This is a genomic window from Streptomyces sp. NPDC057682 (assembly GCF_042799575.1).
In the GTDB taxonomy this organism is placed as follows: Bacteria; Actinomycetota; Actinomycetes; order Streptomycetales; family Streptomycetaceae; genus Streptomyces.
Map to the genome: position 1 here is coordinate 42,796 of NZ_JBHVIN010000016.1, position 18,217 is coordinate 61,012.

Sequence of the window (18,217 nt, forward strand, 5' to 3'; positions counted from 1 at the left end):
CTTGATCGTTTGGTCGATTGAGCGGTTGGCTTTTTCGTTTGATCGTTTGGCTGATCGTTTGGCTGGTGGGTCGGACGGGTCGGATCAGGGAGGCCGTGCCCGGAGGGGTGGGGTACGTCCGTCAGGACACGTCGAGCACCACCGTGTGGTGACCGGTCGCTCCGTCGGGCACGGTGTCCGTGCGCCGGGCGGTCTGGGTGGCCCCGGTGCCGTCGGTCGCGCGGACTTGGAGGGTGTGGCGGCCGGACGTGGCCGGCCAGTCCCACACCCACTGGCGCCAGGTGTCCCGGCTGTCCTGGGCGGCCAGGCGTGCGGTGTGCCACGGGCCGTCGTCGACCCGGACCTCGACCCGGGAGATGCCCCGGTGCTGGGCCCAGGCGACCCCGGCGACCGGGACGCGGCCGGCCTTCGGGGAGGACAGGGGGCGGGGGGTGTCGATGCGGGACTGGGTCTTGACGGGTGCCTGCGCGGACCATGACCGCTTCACCCAGTACGCGTCGTAGTCGGCGAACGTCGTCAGTTCGATGTCCTTGATCCATTTGCAGGCCGATACGTATCCGTACAGGCCGGGGACCACCATCCGCACCGGGAAGCCGTGCGTGAACGGAAGCGGTTCCCCGTTCATACCGAAAGCGAGCAGGGCGTCCCGTCCGTCCATGACGGCTTCGACCGGGGTGCCGATCGTCATGCCGTCCACCGACCGGGCCACCAACTGATCAGCGGGCCCGCCCCGTGAGGGCGGCTCCACCCCGGCCTCGCGCAGCACGTCGGCCAGTCGTACGCCGAGCCACCGGGCGTTGCCCACGTACGGACCGCCGACCTCGTTGGAGACGCAGGCCAGCGTGATGTCGCGCTCGACGGTCTCGCGGCGCAGCAGGTCCCGCAGAGTGAGCGTCAGCGGGGTGCGGACGCCGCGGCCGTGGATCCGCAGCCGCCAGCCGTCGGCGTCGACGCGCGGGACGACCAGAGCCGTGTCCACGCGGTAGAAGTCGCCGGCCGGGGTGGTGAACGGGCCGAGCCCGCGGACGCGGAGGTCGGCGCCCGGGGGAACCGGGCGGGCGGGCGAGTCCGGTACGGGCAGCACCAGATCGCGCCGGGAGGCCTCGGCCCCGGCCTGGACGGAGGAGGTCAGCCGACGGCCGAGGAACCCGGCGCCGGCCGAGGCCGTCGCCGCGACCGCCGCGGCGACGACGAACCGCCTTCGGTCGAAGGTGTCTTCGGCCCGCCCGGGGACGGGCGCGCGGACCGGTGCGAGCCGTCCGACGAGGAGGTACAGCACCCCCGCCGCCACCACGGCGCCCACCACCGACGGCAGGGCGTCGGACAGCCGGCCCTCCGGCCGGCCGACGGCCGCGGCCGCCCCGATCCCGCCGAAGAGCAGCACCGCCGCCGCGCCGGTCCGCCGGTGCCGCAGCGCCAGCAGCCCGACGAGCACCGCGAAGACCGCCAGCAGGACCACGATGCCCAGCTCCAGCACCAGCTTGTCGCGCGTGCCGAAGTTCCGTACGGCGAAGTCCTTGAGCGCCGGGGGAGTGCGATCGATCACCGCGCCGCCCACCGCGGCGACCGGACCCGCCTCGGGGCGGACCACCGCCGCGACGAACTCGGCCACGGCCAGGGCGCAGAATCCGGCGATCAACCCGGCCAGTGCGGCGCACGTGGTACGCAACAGGCGCGGCGGCCGGGACGCCGGGGGGTGGTCCCGGTGCTCGGCGTCGGGGCCGGTTCCTTCCCCGGTTTCGTTTCCGCTTTCACTTTCGCTTTCGCTTCCGTTCGGCGGTTGCTTCTGATCGTCGCTCACGACAGGGATTCGTACCCCATCGCCGTTCGGATGTGTCCCTCACTCCGACGAGTGAGGTGCGGACATCAGTGCGCCCCGCACACCGGCCGCCTCCCAACGGCCAGATGTGCGGGGCGATCACCGCGAAGCGGTCGTGGCCCGCCCGGGACGACCCGGCCCGGTCGGGCGCCTCGACCGCCGCGTCAGGGGGGTGGGCCGGCGTCCCGTGCGGCCGCCCACGGTGAACGGATGCCCCTTTGCGCGCCGTTCACGCCGGTGGGAGGGGCGCCGGCGTCCGCGGTGCGGTCCGGGCGCGCCCCGGGGCGGCCGGGTACGTCGTCCCTCTTCGGTCGGTTGATGCGTACGGCTTCCTTCACGCGGGTCTCCTTCCGGGGCGACGGGCGGTGCCTCCGGGGCTCCGGGGGCCGGTCGTGCGGCGGTTGCGTCCAGGAACGCGATCCTTCCATGCCCTCGAAGATTCGCGATACATCGTGGTTGACCCTCCGAAGGGATTCGCGATATGTTCGTGGACGAGTATTCGATGGCGGAGAAGGGGGTGGGGGGCGGTGGCCAAGCGGCGCAAGCTCAGCAATCCGCTGGCGCTCACGGTCATGGTGCTGCTCGACGAGGGCCCCATGCACCCGTACCAGATCGCCCAGACCCTCCGCCGCCGAGGCAAGCAGCACAGCGTGAAGATCAACTTCGGCTCGCTCTACACCGTGGTCCAGAACCTGGAGAAGCACGGATATGTCGAGGTCACGGGCGTGCAGCGGGAGGGGAACCGCCCCGAGCGCACGTTGTACGGCCTGACCGAGGCGGGGCGGGACGAGATGCTCGCGTGGCTCTCCGATCTGATCGCGGTGCCGGCCGACGAGTTCCCCGTCTTCGAGACGGCCCTCTCCCTCCTCCCGGTGCTGCCGCCGGGCGAGGTGGCGGAACTGCTGGCGGACCGGGAGCAGACACTCGTCGTACAGGCCGCGGCGTTCCGGGGCGTCCTCACTCAATTGGGTGACACGCTTCCCCGCATCTTCATCATCGAGACCGAATTCCAGCTGCACATGATCGAGGCGCAGCTGGAGTGGGTGAGGAGCTTCCGCAAGGAGCTGACCGAGTCCACGCTCGAAGGCATCGAAGAGTGGAGGACCTTCCACGACACGGGCGCGGTGCCCGAGGAGTGGAAGGACCTCGACGAGCAGGACATCGTCCTTGACCCCGGCCAGGAGAACTGACCCGGGAGAGGGCGAAGAGAGGAAGACCCCGGCGGGGGCTGTTGCAGCAGCACCCGTCGGGGTCTCGAACCCCGGACCGGACACGCCGTGAGGGCGTGCGGGCCATCGAGGTGCGGCACACCCAGGATAGCCCGGCGACACTCACGCGGACCGGTTCGGCCCATCGGGCGCACGGAACACCGTGCGCCCCGCCGACCACAGGAGAGCTCCGCCATGAGCACCCGTGCGCCCGCCGTCGAGGCGCGGCAGCTGATCAAGACCTATCCCGGTGACGTCACCGCGCTGAACGGCATGGACCTCACCGTCTCGCCCGGCACCGTATTCGGGCTCCTCGGGCCCAACGGCGCCGGGAAGTCCACCACCGTCAAGATCCTCACCACCCTCGCCCGCCCGGACTCCGGCACCGCGTCCGTCGCCGGGCACGACGTCCTCACCCACCCCGACCGGGTCCGCCGGTCGATCGGTGTGGTCGCCCAGAAGTCCGGCGCCGACCCGGTCGCCACCGGCCGGGAGAACCTGCTGCTCCAGGGCCGGCTCTACGGAATGCGCGGCACCGCCGTCCAGCGCCGCGCCGATGAGCAGCTGGAACGCTTCGACCTCGCCGATGCCGGGAAGCGCCTGGTGAAGGGGTACTCCGGCGGGATGCAGCGCCGACTCGACGTGGCGATCGGCCTGGTCCACCGCCCCGAGGTGCTCTTCCTGGACGAGCCGACGACCGGCCTCGACCCGGAGGCCCGCACCGCCATGTGGGACGAGATCTCCCGGCTGGCCGGTGAGGAGGGGCTGACCATCGTGCTCACCACGCACTATCTGGAGGAGGCCGACCGCCTCGCCGAACGCGTCGCCATCGTCGACCGCGGCCGGGTCGTCGTCGAGGGCACCCCCGACGCGCTCAAGGGCGAACTGCGCGGCGACGCCGTCCACCTGGAACTGCGCGCCGCCCATGTCCCCGACGGCACGACCGCCGTGCTCGACGGGCTGCCCGGGGTGCACGAGGTCCTGGCCGACGGCCGCCGGGTCAGCGTCCGCGCCGAGGACGGCGCCGCCGCCGTCCCGGTGCTGCTCGCCGCCCTGGAGCGGGCCGGTACGGGCGTGGCCTCGGCCACCGTGGCCCGTCCGTCCCTCGACGACGTGTATCTGCGCTACGCCGGCCGCCGCTTCGCGGAGGCGGACGCCCCGTCCGCCTCCGCTCCCGCCCCGGCCGTCGCGGGAGGCGTCCGATGAGCAGTCAGTCGTTGGCCCAGACCTGGTACATGACCCAGCGCCAGCTGATGCAGATCCTGCGTCAGCCGGTCTTCGTCGTCATCTCGCTGATCCAGCCGGTGATCTGGCTGTTCCTGTTCGGCAACCTCTTCAGGAAGGTCGTCGAACTCGGCGGGTTCGGCACCACCTCCTACCTGGACTACCTGATCCCCGGCATCGTGGTGATGAGCGCCCTCGGATCGAGCATGTGGGCCGGCATGGGAACCCTGGAGGAGATCGAGCGCGGCACGCTCAACCGCTTCCTGACCACGCCGGTCAGCCGCAACGCGCTGATGAACGCCAACGTGGTGCAGACGGGCATCAGTACGGCGCTGCAGTCCCTGGTCATCATCCTGCTCGGCCGGGCGGCCGGAGCCGCCTACCCGGGCGGGGCCGTCGGGCTGTTCGTGCTCGTCACGGCCTCGATCCTGCTCGGGACGATCTTCGGGGCGCTGTCCAACGCGCTCGGCATGCTGGTGCGCCAGCGGGAGTCGATCATCGGCATCAACACCTTCCTGCTGCTGCCGCTGACCTTCCTGTCGTCGTCCTTCATGGCACCGAGCCAGATGCCGTCGTGGATGAGCCGCGTCGCCGACTTCAACCCGGTCAACTGGGCCATGGTCGCCGGCCGGTCGGCGCTGAACGGGAATCCCGACTGGGGTCTCGTGCTCGGCCGGGGCGCGGCGCTGCTGGCGCTCGCCGCGGTTGCCGTCTGGCTGTCCACCCGCACCTTCCGCTCCTACCAGAAGTCCGTCTGAGCGCCGGGGCTCACCGGTCCGCAACCGCGTCCCGGACGGGTGCGGACCGGCTCCCGGCCGTATCGGACGCCGACGCGGACCGGGCCCCGCGCAGCCGGGCCGCGCGCAGGGCGAGGAAGACCAGCAGGGCGAACGGCGAGAGCAGGATCGTGAGCACCAGCAACGGGCCCATCACATAGGGCGTGACGCCCAGCCGCCGGCCCTCCAGATACATCCACTGCCCCAGCAGCAGATCCCAGGCGATCACCTGTGCCCAGACGGCCCCGGCCCCGTTCGCCAGGGCGGTGAGGTCGCGGAAGGTGTCGACGTCCGGACTGCGTACCGCCGTCCAGAGTTCCGGGAGGACGGGCAGGGCCATCGTCAGGTAGACGGCCAGGACCGGCAGCACCGTCAGCGGTGACCGGGCGACGCGGGCCGTCACCTCCCGGCCGGGCAGGAAGATCATCATCAGCCAGAACGGCGCCGCCAGCAGGAAGGCGGCCTCGAAGAGCGCACCGGTCATGACACGGACTCCTTCGCGGAAGGGGAAGAGGGCTGTTCGGGGGCGCCGGACGGGTCCGGTCCGGGCGCGGGGGAGGGGCGCAGCGCTCCGTACGTCCCGGCCGCCGTGGCGGCCACGATCAGGGCGGCTGCCGCGAGGGTCGCGCCGTCCGGGTGGACGAGCGGCTGACCGCGCAGCGCCTGCCAGGTGACCAGGGCGGTGAGTGCCGCGTACGCCGCGGAGGCGACCAGCACCAGCCGCAGGCGGACCCGGGGGTCGCGCAGCCGGGCGAAGCGCGGCGCCAGGGCCACCAGCGTCATCAGAAGGAGCGGCAGCAACTGGAGCGCGTGCATGCCCACGAAGTGCGGGACGCGCAGGTCCCCGCCGGTCGTCGACCAGCCGGTGAACGGCATCGAGGGGCCGCCGTCCGGGACGCCCACGGCGTGTCCGCCGATCACGTCGGCCGTGTCCAGGTCGCCCGCCGCCCGCTGCTCCTCGGTCGGTTGCGTCATCAGGAATCCGAGCCCCGCGCCCACCAGGGCGAGGACCACGCCGGACCGTATCGCCCAGGCGGCGGCCCGGTCCGGTATTCGGGCCCGGAGCAGCAGGACCGCGATGACCAGGGTGCCGGCCCAGAGGACCACGACCGTCACGGCCATCGCGTCGAACAGTGCCGAGTCGAACGGTGTGGCGTGGTTGAAATGGCTTCGCTTCCCCCGGACCACCTGCCCCGTGATGATCGCCATCTCCACGAGGCTGGCCACCGCGACCACCGTCCCCGCCCACCGGCCGATGCGTCGGCCCCGGGTGAGCAGCGTCAGCATCCACGCCAGCGCCAGCGCGTACACCACGAACGACACGGCGAACTTGAAGGGCTTGGCCCAGATCGCCGCCCCCGCCAGGACGCGGTCGTCGACCAGCAGGCCGACGGCCGAGACGATCGTCATGACCACCATGGAAGCGGCGAAGAGAACTAACGGACGGTGCCAGGTACGCCATTGAGGCATAGGTCCCCCCAGGGAGTTATAGATAGCGGAGCTTACCGCTATCCGATAGGGGAACTATCTATGATGGGGTTCGGTCTGGCAAGCAGGAAGTGGGGAGAACGCGCGGTGCGCATCGGCGAGTTGAGCCGCAGGTCCGGGGTTCCGGTTCCGACGATCAAGTTCTATGTGCGGGAGGGACTGCTGCCCGCCGGTCGGCTGACCAGCCCCAACCAGGCCAGCTACGACGAGGGGCACGAGCGCCGGCTGCGGCTGATCCGCGCCCTGCTGGATGTCGGAGGGCTGTCGCTGTCGGCCATCGGGGAGGTGCTGAAGGCCACGGCGGACCCCGTGCGGACCGTGCACGACGTGCTCGGGGCGGCCGCGAAGCGTCTGACGCCGGCCCAGGCGGACGACGCCGGGCCGGAGTTCGACGACGCGCGCGAGGATGTGGCGGACCTGCTGGAGCGCCGGGGCTGGCTGGCCGGGGCGGGGAGTCCGGGCGGGGAGGCGCTCGCCGAGGTGCTGGTCGCGCTGCGCAGGGCCGGGCACGGCGGCTTCGTCGAACTGCTCGACGTCTACGCGACCGCGGCCGAGGAGATCGCGCGGGCCGACCTCGACTACGTCGGGCGGCGGGTGGCCCGGGAGGACCTCGTGGAGAGCGTCGTCGTCGGCACGGTCCTGGGCGAGGCGATGTTCGGTGCCCTGCGCCGCCTCGCCCATGTGAACGCCTCGGTGCGCGCCTACGGCGAGGGCGCGGGCGACTGAGGCGCCGTGCGGGCACCCGCACGGTCGTTCGCGTCTTCCCGCGTACGGCGACGCCCGCGCCCCGGTACGGAAACCGGGGCGCGGGCGTCGAGAGGGGGGAGGCGTGGGTCAGGCGGCGTTCTCCTGCTCGCGTTCCACCTGCTCGTTCCAGGCGCGCTTGACGGAGCGCCAGGCGTCGTCGTTCTGGCCGAGCCGCCAGTAGCCGGAGATCGACAGCCGAGGCAGCGGAACGCCGCGCTCCAGGCGGAGGTGGCGGCGGATCTCCTTCACGAAGCCCGCCTCGCCGTGGACGAAGGCCTGCACCTCGCCCGCCGGGAACTCCAGCTCCCGTACGGCGGCCACGAGTGCCTCGCCCACCGGGCGTTCGCCGCGGTGCAGCCAGGTGACCTCGACGCCGTCCGGCGTGGCGAGCTTCTGCTCCTCGGAGGCGTCGGACACCTCCAGGAAGGCGTGCACCACCGCACCCGGCGGCATCTGCTCCACCGCCACCGCGACGGCGGGCAGCGCGCTCTCGTCGCCCACCAGCAGATGCCAGTCGGCCGAGGCCTCGGGGCCGTAACCGCCGCCCGGTCCCAGGAACGTCACCCGGTCGCCGGGAACGGCACGCGCCGCCCACGGACCGGCCAGGCCCTCGTCGCCGTGGACCACGAAGTCGATGGCCAGCTCCCGGGTGGCCGGGTCCCAGGAACGCACCGTGTACGTACGCGTGGTGGGCCACAGCTCGCGCGGGAACTCCTCGCGGATGCGGGCCACGTCGAAGGGGTGCTCGTACGTCGCGCCCTCGGGCGCGAAGCACAGCTTGACGTAGTGGTCGGTGAAGCCCGAGAGGGCGAAGTCGGCGAGGCCGTCACCGCCGAGCACCACCCGGACCATGTGCGGGGTGATCCGCTCGGTGCGCAGGACCTCCGCACCCCGCGCACGGGGTGCCTGGCGTGCCGGTCGTTCTGCCACGGGTGGTCTCCCTGCTGCCGGTAACCGGACCGAGGAACCCCGAACGGCCCATCAGTCTTAGGGTTACCTAAGCTAACACCTCAGACGGCGAGTGTGGACAGCAGACGCTGAAGCGCCCCACCCAGCCCCCACCGCTCCGCGAGCGCGTCCAGTGCGGCCGGATCGCGGGGCGCGGTGGGCAGGGTGGCGTCGAACGCGGGCAGCGGGACGTCCCCGGCGACCCGGACCACCTTCGGGGCCACCGCCACGTAGTCGCGGGCCTCGTCGAGCCGCTTGCGCTGCGAAGGTGTGAGCTTGGCGGCCGGGTCGTCGACAGCGGCCATGATTCCCGCGAGGTCGCCGAAGGCGTCCAGCAGTTTCGCCGCCGTCTTCTCGCCGATCCCGGGCACCCCCGGCAGTCCGTCGCTCGGGTCGCCCCGCAGCAGCGCCAGGTCGACGTACCCGGGGCCGGACACCCCGTACTTCTCGCGCAGCCACGCCTCGTCCGTCAGCTGGAGGGTGCCGACGCCCTTCAGGGGGTAGAGGACCCGCACCTCCCCGGCGTCGTCCACCAGCTGGTACAGGTCCCGGTCGCCCGTGACGATGTCCACCGGGCCGGTCGCGCGGCCCGTCAGGGTCCCGATCACGTCGTCCGCCTCGTACCCCGCGACGCCCACCCGGGCGATGCCGAGCGCGTCCAGCACTTCGGCGATCACCGGAACCTGCGGGGCCAGCGTGTCCGGCGTCTCCTCCTCGTCGGGCACACCCCGGTCCGTCTCCTCCGCGACGCGGTGCGCCTTGTACGAGGGGATCAGGTCGACCCGCCACTGCGGACGCCAGTCCGCGTCCCAGCAGGCCACGAGGTCGTCCGGGCGGTGGTCCTGCACCAGCCGGCCGATGAAGTCCAGGAGTCCGCGCACGGCGTTGACCGGGGTCCCGTCCGGTGCGCGCACCGAATCGGGGACGCCGAAGTAGGCGCGGAAGTAGAGGGAGGCGGTGTCGAGGAGCATCAGGCGTCGCGTCACACCCCGATGATGCCGCACCCCACCGACACCGCCTCCCCCGGACGCGGTTCCCGGATCAAGGCCGCTCTTCTGTGACCTGACTCACTCTTGTGTTTGCTCCGTGTAAGCGGGGGCAGGCGCGGCATCGGAGCGAACCACGTCGCATTTTCAACTAATGCATGTGCCATGCGGGCCGAACCCGCACCGCTCCACGGTCTGCCGGAGGGGGTGGCAGAGCGTATTCGGTTCAACGCGTGAGGTGTATGTGTCAAGGCTGCAGGCCGAGCACTTGTACAAGGTGTTCGGCAGACGACCCGATCAAGCCGTGCAAAAGCTGGAGAGCGGCACGGACCGCGAGGAGCTGCGCGCCGACGGAACGACCGCCGCGGTGATCGACGCCTCGTTCACCGTGGAGCCCGGCCAGATCTTCGTCGTGATGGGTCTGTCGGGGTCCGGCAAGTCCACGTTGCTGCGCATGCTCAACGGACTGCTGGAGCCCACCGCCGGCCAGGTGCTCTTCGACGGCCAGGACCTGACCGCCCTGAGCCCCGCGGAGCTCCGCCACGTCCGCTCCACCAAGATCAGCATGGTGTTCCAGCACTTCGCGCTCTTCCCCCACCGGAGCGTCCTGGAGAACGCCGCGTACGGCCTGGAGGTGCAGGGCGTCCCGCGCGCCGAGCGCGAGCGCCGCGCCACCGAGGCACTGGAGCTCACCGGCCTCGCCGGCTGGGAGAAGTCCTGGCCCGACGAGCTGTCCGGGGGTATGCAGCAGCGCGTCGGCCTGGCCCGCGCGCTGGCCACCGACGCCGATCTGCTGCTCATGGACGAGTCGTTCAGCGCACTCGACCCGCTGATCCGCCGCGATATGCAGGACCAGCTCCTGGAGCTGCAGAAGCGGCTGAAGAAGACCATCGTCTTCATCACCCACGACCTCAACGAGGCCATGCGCCTCGGCGACCGCATCGCCGTGATGCGCGACGGCCGGATCGTCCAGCTGGGCACCGCCGAGGACATCCTCGTCACGCCCGCCAACGACTACGTCGCCTCCTTCACCCAGGACGTGGACCGCACCCGGGTGCTGACCGCCGGCGCCATCATGGCCGAGACGCAGACCGTCATGGGCACCCTGTGCGACCAGGGCAAGGAGCTGCGGAGCGCGGACGACGTGCTGCGGGCCACCCCGGCCACCGTCACCGAGTCCACGCCGATCATCGAGCTGTTCACGCCCTGCTCGCGCAGCAGGGTCGCGGTGGCCGTGACCGACGACCGGGGCGAGCTCGTCGGTGTCGTCCCCCGGGAGCGTCTGCTCGCCGTCCTCGGCGAGCCCATGACCCCCGCCGACGCCACGCCGTCCGCCCCGATCTCCACGAAGAAGGTGGCCGGTGTTTAGGCTCCACCTCGGCGACTGGGTCGACTCCGCCGTCGACTGGCTCCAGTCCCATCTGTCCTGGCTCTTCGACGCCATCAGCTCCGTGGTGAGCGGCATGTTCGACGGCATCGCCGCCGTGCTCTCCGCCCCCGCCCCGCTGCTCTTCGCGGGCATCGTCGCCGTCATCGCCTGGTGGCTGCGCGGTCTGCTCGCCGGTGTCCTCGCGTTCGCGGGCTTCGCCCTCATCGACTCCGTCGAGCTGTGGGACGAGGCGATGGACACCCTCACCCTGGTGCTCGTCGCGACGATCGTGACGCTGGTGCTGGCCGTCCCGCTCGGGATCTGGGCCTCCCGGTCCAGGGCCGTCAGCGCGGTGATCCGGCCGGTCCTGGACTTCATGCAGACCATGCCCGCCATGGTCTACCTGATCCCCGGCGTCATCTTCTTCGGCGTCGGCGTGGTCCCCGGGATCATCGCCACCATCATCTTCGCGCTGCCCCCGGGCGTCCGGATGACCGAACTCGGCATCCGCCAGGTCGACGGCGAACTCGTCGAGGCGGCCGAGGCCTTCGGCACCACCTCGCGCAACACCCTGCTGCGGGTCCAGCTGCCGCTGGCCCTGCCCACGATCATGGCGGGCGTCAACCAGGTCATCATGCTGGGCCTGTCCATGGTGGTCATCGCCGGCATGGTCGGCGGCGGCGGCCTCGGCGGCTCCGTCTACCGCGCCATCGGCAACGTCGACGTGGGCCTCGGATTCGAGGCGGGCGTCTCCATCGTCATCCTGGCGATGTACCTGGACCGCATGACCGGTGCGCTGGGCCGCGAGGTCTCCCCGCTCGGCCGGCGCGCGGTCGCCAAGGCGCAGGCGATGGCCGGCGGACTCAAGGTGTGGAACCACCGCCCGCAGCCCGTCGTGGCCGTGGTCGGTGTCGTGGTCCTCGCCCTCGTCGCCGGCGGCATGGGCCTGTTCGGATCCTCCGGCACGGACGACACCGCGGGCTCGGACCCGGCGAAGATCGGTGCCGGCAAGAAGATCAGCATGGGCTACATCCCCTGGGACGAGGGCATCGCCTCCACGTTCCTGTGGAAGGAGCTGCTGGAGCGGCGCGGCTTCGAGGTCGAGGTCAAGCAGTACGAGGCCGGCGCGCTGTACACGGGCATGGCGGGCGGCCAGATCGACTTCGAGACGGACTCCTGGCTGCCGGTCACGCACGCCGCGTACTGGAAGAAGTACAAGGACCGCCTGGAGGACATGGGCTCCTGGTACGGCCCCACCTCGCTGGAGCTGGCCGTCCCCTCGTACGTGAAGGGCGTCGAATCGCTCACCGACCTCAAGGGGAAGGCGTCCGACTTCAAGGGCCGGATCGTCGGCATCGAGCCGAGCGCCGGTGAGTCGGGCCTGCTCAAGGACAAGATCCTGCCGGGCTACGGCCTGGACAAGGAGTACAAGGTCGTCGACGGCTCCACGCCGTCCATGCTGGCCGAGCTGAAGCGCGCGTACGCCAAGAAGGAACCGATCGTCGTTCCGCTCTGGTCGCCGCACTGGGCGTACAACCAGTACGAGCTGACCAAGCTCAAGGACCCCAAGAACCTCTGGGGCAAGGGCGACGGCATCCACACGCTGGCCCGCAAGGGCTTCTCGGCCGACAACCCCGAGGTCGGGGCGTGGCTGAAGAACTTCAAGATGACCGAGGACCAGCTCACCAGTCTGGAGGCGCAGATCCAGAAGAGCGGTTCCGGCAAGGAGCAGGAGGCCGTCCGCACCTGGCTGAAGGCCAACCCGGACGCCGCCGACGCCTGGACCCCGGTCGCCGGGGCCGCCGCGAAGGGCGCGAACGGCAAGGACGAGCGCGACCGCCCCATCGAGATGGCCTGGTTCCCCTGGGAGGAGGACATCGCCGCCACGTACCTGTGGAAGGCCGTCCTGGAGGAGCGCGGCTACACGATCAACCTGAAGCAGTTCGAGGTCGGCCCGATGTACGCCGCGATGTCCCGCGGCCAGATCGACGTGCAGTTCGACGGCTGGCTCCCGTACACCCAGAAGAACTACTGGGACAAGTACGGCACGAAGCTGACCGACATCGGTTCCTGGTACGGCCCGACCTCGCTGGAGGTCGCGGTGCCCGACTACGTCAAGGACGTGAAGTCCCTGGCCGACCTCAAGGGCAAGGGCTCGCGGTTCAAGAACCGGATCGTCGGGATCGAGCCGGGCACGGCCACGATGGAGAACCTGAAGAAGAACGTGCTCCCGGCCTACGGTCTGGACGACGAGTACAAGGTCCTCGACGGCTCCACCCCGGCCATGCTCGCCGAGCTGAAGCGGGCGTACGCCAAGAAGGAGCCCATCGCCGTCCTGCTGTGGACCCCGCACTGGGCGTACAGCGAGTACTCCATGACCAAGCTGAAGGACCCGAAGAAGGCCTTCGGCGACGGTGACCGCCTGCACACCATCGCCTCCGAGCAGTTCCCGGAGCTGTACCCGCGGCTGACCGAGTGGTTCAAGGACTTCAAGCTCAGCGAGGACCAGCTCGCCGGACTGGAGAACGAGATCCAGAAGCGCGGCACCGGCCACGAGGCCGAAGCGGTGCGCGCCTGGATGGACGAGAACCCCGGCATCGCGGACACCCTGGCGCCGCAGAGCTGACCGGCCCCCGGACGAAGGAAGGGGTGGGCACCGCCGACGGCGGAGCCCACCCCTTCCGGCGTGTCCGGACCCGCCATTACCCGCCGTCCTCGCGCAACGGAGTGCGTAAGGTGCTGGCAACCGGGAGGATGGCGAGTCGGGAGGGAGCGGGACATGGACGAGAAGGAAACACTCCGGGTGGGTGCCGCGGTCCGGCGACAGCGCAGGTCCCTGGGACTGACCCTGGCCGCCGTCGCCGCCCGCAGCGGCCTGTCCGTGCCGTTCCTCAGCCAGATCGAGAACGAACGGGCCAGACCCAGCCCCCGTTCCCTCGACCGCGTCGCCGAGGCGCTGGAGACCACGACCGCCCGGCTGCGCGCCGCGGCGGACTCGGCCCGCGCCGTCGACGTGGTGCGCGGCGCGGAGGAGGAGGGGGTGCGCCGGGTGGTGCGCGGACGCCACCAGCTCACCGCCGTGGAGTTCTCCGGCGAGATCGACCCCGGCCGGGAGTTCCAGCACCGCAACGACGAGGTGCTGTACGTCGTCGAGGGCGCCGCCGAGGTCGAGGCCGAGGGACAGGCCTACCGGCTGGAGCGCGGCGACACGCTGTTCCTCTCGGGCGGGGTGCGCCACCGCTGGCGGGCCGCCGCCCCCGGCACCCGGCTGCTGTTCGTCGCCGTCGCCGAGCACATCGACGCCACCTTCGACCCGCGGCGCTGAGCCTCCGGCGCCCGGTCAGACCGTACGGACGGCGAGCGGGGCCGGCGGACGCGGGGCGGCGAGCAGCGCCCCGTCCAGCAGCCCGCGCACGGTCCGCACCCCGGCCACGGCCCAGGCCGCCACCAGCAGCACGTACAGCGCCACCGCCAGCCACTCGAAGGCCACCAGACCGGTGTGCCGGGCGAGCCCCGACGCCCCCGTGACGCACGTTCCCACGGGGAAGGTGAAGCCCCACCAGGTCATGGCGAACGTCATCCCGCCCCGTACCGCCCGCACCACCAGCGCGACCGAAAGCGCCAGCCACAGCAGCGCGAAACCCATCACCGGCACCCCGTACAGCACCGCGAAGGCACCCAGGGCCTCCGCGTACGGCGCCCCGACCGCGCCCGGCGCCACATCCGCCAGCGCGTTCACCGCGGTCGTCGACTGGCCCAGCGGACCGAGCACCAGGAAGAGCGTGGGCGTCAGCACCAGCGGCAGCGGACCGTGGTGGACCAGCCGGGCGAAGACCAACGGCAGCATCACCAGCGTCGCCAGCAGGCTCAGCCCGAACATCGCGTAGCAGCCGAGCAGGAGCGCCTCCCGGCCCTGGCCGGCCGGCAGCTCCGTCACCAGCAGCGGCCCGAGCGCGGCCGACACCATCGGCGCCACCACCGGCAGCAGCCACACCGGGGACGCGCTCCCCGGCTCGGTGCGGTGACGCGTGATCATCAGGTACGGGATCGCCGCGGCGGCCACCAGACCGGTCACCGTGCCCGCGGTGAACAGCACCACGTCCAGCACCAGGGCCGCCCCGTGCCCGATCAGATCCCGGCCCACCACCATCCCGGAGCCCCCGACGGCGAGCAGCGCCATCGACAGACAGCCGTAGAACGGTGCCACCGCCGGGTCCAGGAGATGGGCACGGGCCTGGTCGCGGTGGGCGGCCCAGTGACCGGCGCGGGCCGTGAGCACCGCGGCCAGCAGCAGCGCGGACAGCGCCCAGACCAGGGCGCAGACCGGGCGCAGCCCCGGCACGTCCACCGGTAGGGTGGCGCCCGCGCTCGCCACGATGGCGGTGCCCATCACCGTGGCGTACCAGTTGGGACCGAAGTGCCGCAGCGCCGGGCGGCGGGCGGTCCCGGAGGGCGGGGGAGCGGGGAGCGTGCGCGGAAAGGTGGCCATGCCATCGATTTTCGGCGCCCGGATCGTCCCCCACCAGGGAGTCCCGCCCTATGAGGTCATAAGGTGGGTTTATGTCCAGTGAGCCGTCCGCACCGCTGTCCCACCGCGTCCCCGACCTCGGCGCCCTGGAACTCCTCCTCGCGGTCGCCCGCCACGGCAGCCTCGGCCGCGCCGCCCGGGACCTCGGCATCACCCAGCCCGCCGCCAGCAGCCGGGTCCGCTCGATGGAACGGCACCTGGGCCTCGCCCTCCTGGACCGCTCGCCGCGCGGCTCCCGGCTCACCGACGCGGGCGCGCTCGTCACCGACTGGGCCCGCCGGGTCGTGGAGGCCGCCGAGGCCTTCGACGCCGGCGCCCAGGCGCTGCGCGACCGCCGCGACTCCCGGCTGCGGGTGGCCGCCTCGCTGACCATCGCCGAATACCTGCTCCCCGGCTGGCTGATAGCGCTGCGCGGCGCCCGCCCGGACACCGCCGTCTCCCTGCTGGCCGGGAACTCCGCCGCCGTCGCCCGCCGGCTGACGAGCGGCGAGGCGGACCTCGGCTTCGTCGAGGGCCTGTCCGTCCCCGAAGGGCTCGACGGGACCGTCATCGCCCACGACCGCCTGGTCGTCGCCGTCGCCCCCGCGCACGCCTGGGCCCGCCGCCGCACCGCGCTGACCCCCCGGGAGCTGGCCGCCACCCCCCTCATCCTGCGCGAGCACGGCTCCGGCACCCGCCAGGTCCTGGACGCCGCCCTCGCCGTCCACGGCCCGCTCGCCCCGCCGCTGCTCGAACTCTCCTCGACGACCGCCGTGAAGGGCGCCGCGGAGAGCGGCGCCGGCCCCTGCGTCCTGAGCGAACTGGCCCTCGGCGAAGAACTCTCCGCCCGCCGCCTGGTCACCGTGCCCATCGCCGGTGTCCGGCTCCGCCGCCAGCTCCGCGCCGTCTGGCCCTCCGGCCACCGCCCCACCGGACCCGCCCGCGACCTGCTCTCCCTCACCCGGTCCGGCCCGGCCGCACACTGAGCCCCGCCCGAGTCCGCCGAAATCCACTGGCCCGTCCGGCCGCCGCACCGGAAGGATGGGCCCATGACCGTCACCGCCCCGCCCGCCGAAGGCCTCCGCCACCACTGGGCCGATCTGCCCGCCGTCGTACGCGAGGCCGTCACGGACATCCTCGGCGCACCCGTCGTCGAGGCCCGCACCCAGAACGGCGGATTCTCGCCGGGCGTCGCCGCCCGGGTCCGCCTCGCGGACGGCCGCCGCGCCTTCGTCAAGGCGGTGAGCGCGGAGACCAACCCCGGCAGCCCCGGTCTGCACCGCGCGGAGGCCCGCAACACCGCCGCCCTGCCGCCGGACGCCCCCGTACCCGGGCTCCTCGGCTCGTACGACGACGGCACCACGGTCGCGCTCGTGCTGGAGGACATCGACGGACACCAGCCCCGCGTCCCCTGGGACCGGGCGGAACTCGACCGCGTCCTGGACGCCGTCGCCCGGCTCGGCACGCTCCTCACCCCCGCCCCCTTCGACGCGCCGGACATCGCCGTACGCGAGGACTCGATGTTCACCGGCTGGCGGAGCCTGCACGCGGCGGGGGACACCACCCGCCTCGACCCCTGGGCGGCCCGGCACCTCGCCACCCTCGCGGACCTGGAGGCGGGCTGGGCGGCACCCGCCACCGGCGACACCCTCGTCCACGCCGACCTGCGCGCCGACAACATCCTCCTCACCGAGGACCGGGTCGTCTTCGTCGACTGGCCGCACGCCCGGCGCGCCGCGCCCTGGTTCGACCTGCTGGCCATGCTCCCGAGCGTGGCCGCCCAGGGCGGCCCCGACCCGGAGGCGGTCTTCACCGCGCACCCGCTCGGCCGGGACGCCGAACCCGCCGGGGTCACCGCCGTCCTCGCGGCACTGGCCGGTTACTTCGTCGCGCACGCACTGCGCCCCGACCCGCCGGGCCTGCCCACCGTCAGGGCGTTCCAGGCCGCACAGGGCGCTGCCGCGCTGGACTGGCTGCGGCGCCGGCCGGGGTCCGGCCTCGACGGCTGACCCCGCCGGCCACCGCTCAGCGCCGCGCCACGTAGTACACGTTCAGGATGTCGCCCTCCACCCGCCGGGTCTCCACGTCGCGGAAACCGGCCTCGGCGAGCATCCTCCGGGCGGTCTGCTCGCCCCAGACGGTGCCCAGCCCCTCACCGCCCTCGCCCAGCGAGACGCTCATGCAGTAGAACACCGAGAACGTGTAGAGCGCCGGGCCCAGCGGATGGTCGATGTTCTCCTCCAGACGGCTCGACGCCGCGATGTCCCCCATCAGGAACACCCCGTCCGCGGCCAGCGCGGTGTGGACGGCGGCCAGCGCACGCGCCGGCCGGGCCAGATCGTGGACGACGTCGAACGCCGTGATCAGATCGTAGGAACCGTCCACCTCGGCGCAGTCACCGATGTCGAAGGCGGTGTTGCCCAGTCCGAGCGCGGCGGCCTCCGCACGCGCGGCGGCGATGCCCTCCTCGGACATGTCGATCCCCTGGAAACGGCTCGCCGGGAAGGCCCCGGCCAGCACGTTGACCGCGTGGCCGTGGCCGGTGCCGATGTCCAGCACCTCGATCCCGGCCCGCAGCCGCTCGGGCAGACCGGGCACCAGCGGCACGATGGCGTTCACCAGGGCCAGATCGAAGACCTCCCCGGACTCCTCGGCCTGGAGGGACTGGAACCGCGGATACGCGGAGTACGGCAGCCCGCGCCCGGTGCGGAACGCCTCCAGCACCTGCTGCTCCACCTCGCCCATCATCCCGAAGTCCTGGGCGATCCGGGCCAGGTTGTCGGGGCCCGCCGCCCGCGTCAGCGAGGCCGCGTGCTCCGGCGGCAGCGCGTACGTCCCGTCCCCGGGGTCGTAGTCGACGACGCCCCCGACGACCATCGCGCCCAGCCACTCCCGCACATAGCGCTCGTTCAGCCCGGCGGCCTCCGCGATCTCCGCACTGGTGCCCGGCGCCCGGCCGGCCATCGTGTCGAACAGACCGCTCTGGTGCCCCAGCCCCGCCATCAGCCCCAGGCAGGTGTCGTTGACCACCTGGACCATGCGGCCCGCGAACGCCTCCTGTTTCACCTTGTCCGGTGCTGTCACGGTCATCGCTCCTCCTTTCGCCGCCGGGCCGCGGGAGGGAGGCGGGACAGGCGGCCGGCGC

16 protein-coding genes are annotated in these 18,217 nt (G+C 72.3%); 9 read left to right on the forward strand and 7 right to left on the reverse strand.

What is annotated here, in order from left to right; genetic code table 11:
- Positions 1–121 precede the first annotated feature (121 nt).
- Positions 122–1,669, reverse strand: coding sequence for a molybdopterin-dependent oxidoreductase (locus ACFVDM_RS27345; RefSeq protein ID WP_383645567.1), 1,548 nt, complete (start codon positions 1,667–1,669; stop codon positions 122–124).
- Between the two features lie 677 nt (positions 1,670–2,346).
- Between ACFVDM_RS27345 and ACFVDM_RS27350 the strand changes: the two genes are divergently transcribed.
- The 3 genes from ACFVDM_RS27350 to ACFVDM_RS27360 all read left to right on the forward strand — a co-directional run bounded on the left by ACFVDM_RS27350 (position 2,347) and on the right by ACFVDM_RS27360 (position 5,009).
- Positions 2,347–3,009 carry a PadR family transcriptional regulator gene (locus ACFVDM_RS27350; protein ID WP_383645570.1) on the forward strand — a complete coding sequence of 221 codons (663 nt, stop codon included), beginning with the start codon at positions 2,347–2,349 and terminating at the stop codon, positions 3,007–3,009.
- 213 nt (positions 3,010–3,222) lie between these two features.
- Positions 3,223–4,233, forward strand: coding sequence for an ATP-binding cassette domain-containing protein (locus ACFVDM_RS27355; RefSeq protein ID WP_383645573.1), 1,011 nt, complete (start codon positions 3,223–3,225; stop codon positions 4,231–4,233).
- Complete coding sequence (locus ACFVDM_RS27360; RefSeq protein WP_383645576.1) at positions 4,230–5,009, forward strand: ABC transporter permease; 780 nt, start codon at positions 4,230–4,232, stop codon at positions 5,007–5,009. The genes ACFVDM_RS27355 and ACFVDM_RS27360 overlap by 4 nt, the downstream gene beginning before the upstream one ends.
- Before the next feature lie 10 nt (positions 5,010–5,019).
- Here ACFVDM_RS27360 and ACFVDM_RS27365 read toward each other — a convergent pair whose 3' ends face one another.
- On the reverse strand, positions 5,020–5,511 hold the full coding sequence (locus tag ACFVDM_RS27365; RefSeq protein WP_383645579.1) for an ABA4-like family protein: 492 nt from the start codon (positions 5,509–5,511) through the stop codon (positions 5,020–5,022).
- Complete coding sequence (locus ACFVDM_RS27370; protein ID WP_383645582.1) at positions 5,508–6,446, reverse strand: hypothetical protein; 939 nt, start codon at positions 6,444–6,446, stop codon at positions 5,508–5,510. Before ACFVDM_RS27370 ends, ACFVDM_RS27365 begins: the two co-directional genes overlap by 4 nt.
- 156 nt (positions 6,447–6,602) lie before the next feature.
- Between ACFVDM_RS27370 and ACFVDM_RS27375 the strand changes: the two genes are divergently transcribed.
- On the forward strand, positions 6,603–7,241 hold the full coding sequence (locus ACFVDM_RS27375; protein WP_383646135.1) for a MerR family transcriptional regulator: 639 nt from the start codon (positions 6,603–6,605) through the stop codon (positions 7,239–7,241).
- Positions 7,242–7,349: 108 nt separating this feature from the next.
- Here ACFVDM_RS27375 and ACFVDM_RS27380 read toward each other — a convergent pair whose 3' ends face one another.
- Both ACFVDM_RS27380 and ACFVDM_RS27385 read right to left on the reverse strand, forming a co-directional pair.
- Positions 7,350–8,192 carry a siderophore-interacting protein gene (locus ACFVDM_RS27380; protein WP_383645584.1) on the reverse strand — a complete coding sequence of 281 codons (843 nt, stop codon included), beginning with the start codon at positions 8,190–8,192 and terminating at the stop codon, positions 7,350–7,352.
- Positions 8,193–8,272: 80 nt separating this feature from the next.
- Positions 8,273–9,181 carry a 5'-3' exonuclease H3TH domain-containing protein gene (locus ACFVDM_RS27385; RefSeq protein WP_383646139.1) on the reverse strand — a complete coding sequence of 303 codons (909 nt, stop codon included), beginning with the start codon at positions 9,179–9,181 and terminating at the stop codon, positions 8,273–8,275.
- 319 nt (positions 9,182–9,500) lie between these two features.
- Here ACFVDM_RS27385 and ACFVDM_RS27390 point away from each other — a divergent pair, with 319 nt between their 5' ends.
- The 3 genes from ACFVDM_RS27390 to ACFVDM_RS27400 all read left to right on the forward strand — a co-directional run bounded on the left by ACFVDM_RS27390 (position 9,501) and on the right by ACFVDM_RS27400 (position 13,890).
- Entirely contained in the window at positions 9,501–10,565 is a 1,065-nt protein-coding gene (locus tag ACFVDM_RS27390) for a glycine betaine/L-proline ABC transporter ATP-binding protein (RefSeq protein ID WP_383645587.1), read from the forward strand.
- A complete protein-coding gene (locus ACFVDM_RS27395; protein ID WP_383645590.1) occupies positions 10,558–13,191 on the forward strand; it encodes an ABC transporter permease/substrate binding protein in 2,634 nt (877 codons plus the stop codon). Before ACFVDM_RS27390 ends, ACFVDM_RS27395 begins: the two co-directional genes overlap by 8 nt.
- Positions 13,192–13,344: 153 nt before the next feature.
- Positions 13,345–13,890 (forward strand): helix-turn-helix domain-containing protein, encoded by a 546-nt coding sequence (locus ACFVDM_RS27400; RefSeq protein ID WP_383645593.1) that lies wholly within the window; start codon positions 13,345–13,347, stop codon positions 13,888–13,890.
- A gap of 15 nt (positions 13,891–13,905) precedes the next feature.
- On the opposite strand, the gene ACFVDM_RS27405 is transcribed toward ACFVDM_RS27400, so the two are convergent.
- Positions 13,906–15,054 carry a TDT family transporter gene (locus ACFVDM_RS27405; RefSeq protein ID WP_383645596.1) on the reverse strand — a complete coding sequence of 383 codons (1,149 nt, stop codon included), beginning with the start codon at positions 15,052–15,054 and terminating at the stop codon, positions 13,906–13,908.
- Positions 15,055–15,125: 71 nt separating this feature from the next.
- On the opposite strand from ACFVDM_RS27405, the gene ACFVDM_RS27410 reads away from it, so the two are divergent.
- Positions 15,126–16,058, forward strand: coding sequence for a LysR family transcriptional regulator (locus ACFVDM_RS27410; protein ID WP_383645599.1), 933 nt, complete (start codon positions 15,126–15,128; stop codon positions 16,056–16,058).
- Positions 16,059–16,121: 63 nt separating this feature from the next.
- On the forward strand, positions 16,122–17,081 hold the full coding sequence (locus ACFVDM_RS27415) for an aminoglycoside phosphotransferase family protein (protein ID WP_383645602.1): 960 nt from the start codon (positions 16,122–16,124) through the stop codon (positions 17,079–17,081).
- A 16-nt stretch (positions 17,082–17,097) separates the two neighbouring features.
- Here ACFVDM_RS27415 and ACFVDM_RS27420 read toward each other — a convergent pair whose 3' ends face one another.
- Positions 17,098–18,162: a class I SAM-dependent methyltransferase gene (locus ACFVDM_RS27420; protein WP_383645605.1), complete on the reverse strand. Its 1,065-nt coding sequence runs from the start codon at positions 18,160–18,162 to the stop codon at positions 17,098–17,100.
- Between the last annotated feature and the right edge of the window lie 55 nt (positions 18,163–18,217).

Coding starts and splice junctions, on each gene's coding strand:
- ACFVDM_RS27385 (WP_383646139.1), bottom strand. CDS start 9,181: ATGCTCCTCGACACCGCCTCCCTCTACTTCCGCGCCTACTTCGGCGTC.
- ACFVDM_RS27420 (WP_383645605.1), bottom strand. CDS start 18,162: ATGACCGTGACAGCACCGGACAAGGTGAAACAGGAGGCGTTCGCGGGC.
- ACFVDM_RS27405 (WP_383645596.1), bottom strand. CDS start 15,054: ATGGCCACCTTTCCGCGCACGCTCCCCGCTCCCCCGCCCTCCGGGACC.
- ACFVDM_RS27415 (WP_383645602.1), top strand. CDS start 16,122: ATGACCGTCACCGCCCCGCCCGCCGAAGGCCTCCGCCACCACTGGGCC.
- ACFVDM_RS27360 (WP_383645576.1), top strand. CDS start 4,230: ATGAGCAGTCAGTCGTTGGCCCAGACCTGGTACATGACCCAGCGCCAG.
- ACFVDM_RS27365 (WP_383645579.1), bottom strand. CDS start 5,511: ATGACCGGTGCGCTCTTCGAGGCCGCCTTCCTGCTGGCGGCGCCGTTC.
- ACFVDM_RS27400 (WP_383645593.1), top strand. CDS start 13,345: ATGGACGAGAAGGAAACACTCCGGGTGGGTGCCGCGGTCCGGCGACAG.
- ACFVDM_RS27355 (WP_383645573.1), top strand. CDS start 3,223: ATGAGCACCCGTGCGCCCGCCGTCGAGGCGCGGCAGCTGATCAAGACC.
- ACFVDM_RS27370 (WP_383645582.1), bottom strand. CDS start 6,446: ATGGTGGTCATGACGATCGTCTCGGCCGTCGGCCTGCTGGTCGACGAC.
- ACFVDM_RS27410 (WP_383645599.1), top strand. CDS start 15,126: ATGTCCAGTGAGCCGTCCGCACCGCTGTCCCACCGCGTCCCCGACCTC.